The sequence below is a fragment of the Planktothrix sp. FACHB-1355 genome, assembly GCF_014748295.1.
Lineage (GTDB): Bacteria > Cyanobacteriota > Cyanobacteriia > Cyanobacteriales > Aerosakkonemataceae > Aerosakkonema > Aerosakkonema funiforme_A.
In genome coordinates, this window is the sequence record NZ_JACJUP010000626.1 from 1 (window position 1) to 4,038 (window position 4,038).

A 4,038-nucleotide genomic window follows, 5' to 3' on the forward strand; every position below is an offset into this window, starting at 1 on the left:
CTGCAATGGCTGGCGCGGGGAGATTTAAAACAAAGATTGCTACAGGCGGTGCGGTTGTGGGTGTGGCTGCACTTTCTGTATGGGGAAGCCGGCATTAAGTTAAATTTGCCGGAAAATTTTACTTATCCTGAATGGCGAGATGCTTTTTTTACTACCACTCATACTAAAGAAGAAGAAATTCCGCCACTGCACGACCCTAAATGCCGTTGTGCGAAAACTGTTGCTGCTTGGTTATTTGGCTCTGATTTCAACTTAACTCAGTCAAAGTGGAAAGGGGAATTAGGGAAGCCGGAAGTACGGGAAAAAGAGCGATCGTTTGAACAATCTTTGCGGGAACATCACTTGTTACCGGATAACCTTAAAGAATTGTTGCACGATACTCGTTTGTTTGGCTTGACAAGGCGATCGCTTTATGGCGATTTGCAAGTTTTGATAGAAATCGGGTGGCTGAAACGCCAAGGAAATCGCTATTATCGGGTGAGCAAATATCCACCGACGCCGAGTTCGATCCAAAAAACAGATTCTCGTCTGGTAGCTTACAATTTAGATTTTCTCACGCAACCGGATTTGGCGGCGATCGCAGATAATCTTTCGGTGCGATTGAATGGTCAGCAGCGCTTTTTTATCCATCTGGAATATGTGATTCCGCCAGACTCGATCGATCGCGTGGAGGAATGGCAAGCACAACTGCGGGAACTTTGGCAAAAAGAGGTTATACCGCCGATTTTGTTAACTTATGAAAGTGCGGTATGGCAAACAACTTTGTCGGTGGTAGTTTATCCGATTTGCATTTATTATTATCAGAGAGGGCCGTATTTGTGTGGGTTTGGCGAAATTCCGCAAGACGAATCGGGAAAATTAGATTTTCGCAATTATCGGCTCGATCGCATTCAAAATTCGCTCCCTTTGAGTTGGGAAGATTCACAAGTTCCAGTGGCGCTGAAACGGCGATATCAAAGGAATACTCTGCCTACTCCCGATGATATCCAATTAGCGATCGCAGAGGTTTGGGGTTTTGATTACTATCAACCCGCACAACTGCTACTATTGAGGTTCGATCGCGAATGGGATAATCGCTACATCCGCAATACTATGCGCCATGCTACCTTTGCGCGAGTGGCATATCAGGAAGTAGAACGATTAATTCGGCAGAACTTAAAGGGAGAACAACAACAAAAGATCTTAAATATTTGGCGCAAGCGTTCTCCCCAAGATGCTTATTACCAAGCGCAATATCGCCAAGGCGATCCTAACGTAATGCAGCGCTTGCGTGCGTGGCGACCGAATGTAGAAATTCTCCTCCCTGTGGAATTACGAGAACAGGCGACGAGAGAAGTCGAACAAGAATGGAAAAATTATGAAGAATGAACAGTGTTTGACAATTTTAACTTCGCGTTTTCAGGAAGCGTTGGTATATGCGGCGCAACTTCATAACGACCAACAACGGAAGATCGCGGGTACTCCTTATATTGCCCATTTGTTGAGCGTGGCGGCATTGGTGTTGGAAGATGGGGGAGATGAAGATGAGGCAATTTCCGCTTTATTGCACGATGCGCTGGAAGACCGAGGGGGAGAAGTAACGAGAACGGAAATTTTGCAGCGATTTGGCGATCGCGTTTTCCATATTATAGAAGGTTGCACCGAGCCAGAACCGAGTTTATATCCAACTTGGAAAGAACACAAACAGCAATATCTCCAACAGTTACGGGATGCTTGTCCGCCAGTGCAGCGCGTGATGCTGGCGGATAAGTTGCACAATGCGCGGACTATTTTAGTTAATTTTAGGCGATCGGGCGAGGAAATTTGGCATTATTTCCGAGGCGGTAAGGAAGGGGTGTTATGGCTTTATCAAGAACAATTGCAGATTTACCGCCAGTTGAGTAGCAGTTGGATGGTGGCGGAATTGGAACGGGTGGTGAGAGAATTGCAGCAAGGAGCGATCGCAAGTTCGTAATCTTTCCGTCCCCATTTGGGGAATAAGCCGACACACCAGAACAAAGCTTTCATAAGCTACTGTCCTTTTTTCAGCAAGTGGTAGTAGCCGATCGTTGGTTTACTTAGCAATAAGCACTGTGTAACAGTTTTGAGGTTTTCGTCCCCTTGCGGGGAAGTATTGAAAACTGACTCAAGATTCAGCAATCATCGAGAGAGCGAGTTTCAATCCCCTTGCGGGGAATTTTTGGATTTTTGTTGTAACCCCGCCTGGGGTTCAAACCCCAGGCTGATAGCTCAAGTCTACTAAAGTAGACTGGTATTCTTTAACCAGTCGTCTAAAGACGACTTTTGCTATTAGCCAGCGATTTGAATCGCTGGCGGGCTTTATAAGCAGGTGCAAAATCCGAACTTGGCAACCAGTCTAGTCGGTTAATTGGAACGGGGGTCTTCCATAGGTGTGTCAAAATAGAGCAAAGAGTTTGGGTAGCATTACCTAAATTTACGAAAAAGTCCTTTACGGTGAAAACCTTGCACAATGGTATGATGACAATATCAACGAAGCTTTCGATAGGAATCGCCTGGTGTCTCGCTTGGGGCGAGCGACCCAAACCTCAGTTCGATCTCTCTGAGTTGCAGACAATTAGACAGGCTCTCAAAGAAGGAAAAAGTATTCCAGCTGCAATTCAACCATTTCTAGAACAAGCGCAAAAAATCGATAACCTGAAGTTTCCAGACACCGCCGAAAAACTACGTCAAACCTTTGAAGGCTTGCAACAGGAAAATCCTCAAGCGTGGAATACTCGTATTGGCTTAGTTTACGGGGGTGCTACCAAAATAAAAGGTTACGTTTTTGAAGCCGCTAAGCTGCAAGATATCCGGGGTGCTTCCGCACTACTCGATCGAATCAATCTTATCGACTTACCTGCTTTTTTCGGAAAACTGCCAGAGTCTCGCCGTTACACAGCACACTGCGAACAAGTGAAAGAGTGGTTAGATAACTGCTTTCCCGCTGATGCAGATAATCTCAAGCTTTCAGATGCTCTTATCCCACAACTGATAATCTATTCAACGGGTGGCAATATTCTGGCATTTTGTCCTGCTGCTTACGTCCACCATTTAGCGAATGCTATTGAACGGCGTTATACCGAACAAACTCTCACAGCTAACTCTTGTGCAGTGGGAGATACCTTTAAATTACTAGAACTGCGCTTTGGTTTGCTGCGCGATCCAATTGAAGAAATTCCCTGGTTAGAATGGTACAAACAAAAGTGCCACGAACCTTTAGTAGAAGCTTATTTCGGTCGCCCAGAATCGGAAGAAGATAAGGCAGAATTATTTGAAAATCGTAAAAGTTTTAATGAATTAGCAGGTAAATTAGCGGCACAATTTAACCACCGACGCAGCGGTAACGATTTACCCGGTTCGGAACGTCCCAGTCGTCGCCACCCACCAATGTTTGAAACTCATCCTTACTTGAAAAGGGATGAAGGCGATTGCCGTTCTGCTATTTTTCATGCTACTGAACTTCCCAACGAACCTTGGTTTTCGGAAGCATTAGCGCGTAAGCGAATAATAGGTCAAATCTCGAAAAAAGAACAAGAACGAGAATGGTACGAACGCACAAAACTTGAATGGCAAACCGGAGAAGTAGAAAGTTGGGTCAAAAAGTTTGAGCGGTTTTTACTCAGGCGAAAATATTACGCAGGTTTTAGCGATAGCGGAATTCAACAAGCGCGATCGCTAACAGAGATCGGCAATGCTAGCAATGGATTTGTTGCATACATTTATGCTGATGGAAACAATATGGGTGGCTACATCCAAAAGATTAAAACTCCAGCGGATTACGCTCAGTTTAGCGAAGATATTTTCGAGGCAACCGAAAGTTCAGTTTATGAAGCTCTCCAACACTTAAAACCTCATAAATTAAATGGTTTAAGTGGAAAAGAACATCAACACAGAAATGGTGCTGTCATTCATCCCTTTGAAATTATCACCATTGGCGGTGACGATGTATTGCTGATTGTAAGTAGTCGGACAAAAGTAATCGACACTGTATGAACTTTTGTTAAGGCACTTGCAGGAGTGCCTTCGCACAGCGTGCCG

Annotated in this window: 3 protein-coding genes; all 3 read left to right on the forward strand. The window is 44.7% G+C overall.

Annotation, left to right across the window (positions count from 1 at the left end):
* A partial coding sequence (locus tag H6S82_RS21905; protein WP_191056698.1) for a TIGR03985 family CRISPR-associated protein occupies nucleotides 1–1,368 on the forward strand: 1,368 nt, incomplete at its 5' end.
* Entirely contained in the window at nucleotides 1,358–1,954 is a 597-nt protein-coding gene (locus H6S82_RS21910; RefSeq protein WP_190464000.1) for an HD domain-containing protein, read from the forward strand. The genes H6S82_RS21905 and H6S82_RS21910, both read left to right, overlap by 11 nt.
* Nucleotides 1,955–2,475: 521 nt before the next feature.
* Nucleotides 2,476–3,993, forward strand: coding sequence for a type III-B CRISPR-associated protein Cas10/Cmr2 (gene cas10 / locus H6S82_RS21915; protein WP_242057063.1), 1,518 nt, complete (start codon nucleotides 2,476–2,478; stop codon nucleotides 3,991–3,993).
* Nucleotides 3,994–4,038 lie beyond the last annotated feature (45 nt).

What these genes read in the sequence shown, in the direction of transcription:
- H6S82_RS21910 (WP_190464000.1), top strand. Translation starts at nt 1,358, where the DNA reads ATGAAGAATGAACAGTGTTTGACAATTTTAACTTCGCGTTTTCAGGAA.
- cas10 (WP_242057063.1), top strand. Translation starts at nt 2,476, where the DNA reads ATGATGACAATATCAACGAAGCTTTCGATAGGAATCGCCTGGTGTCTC.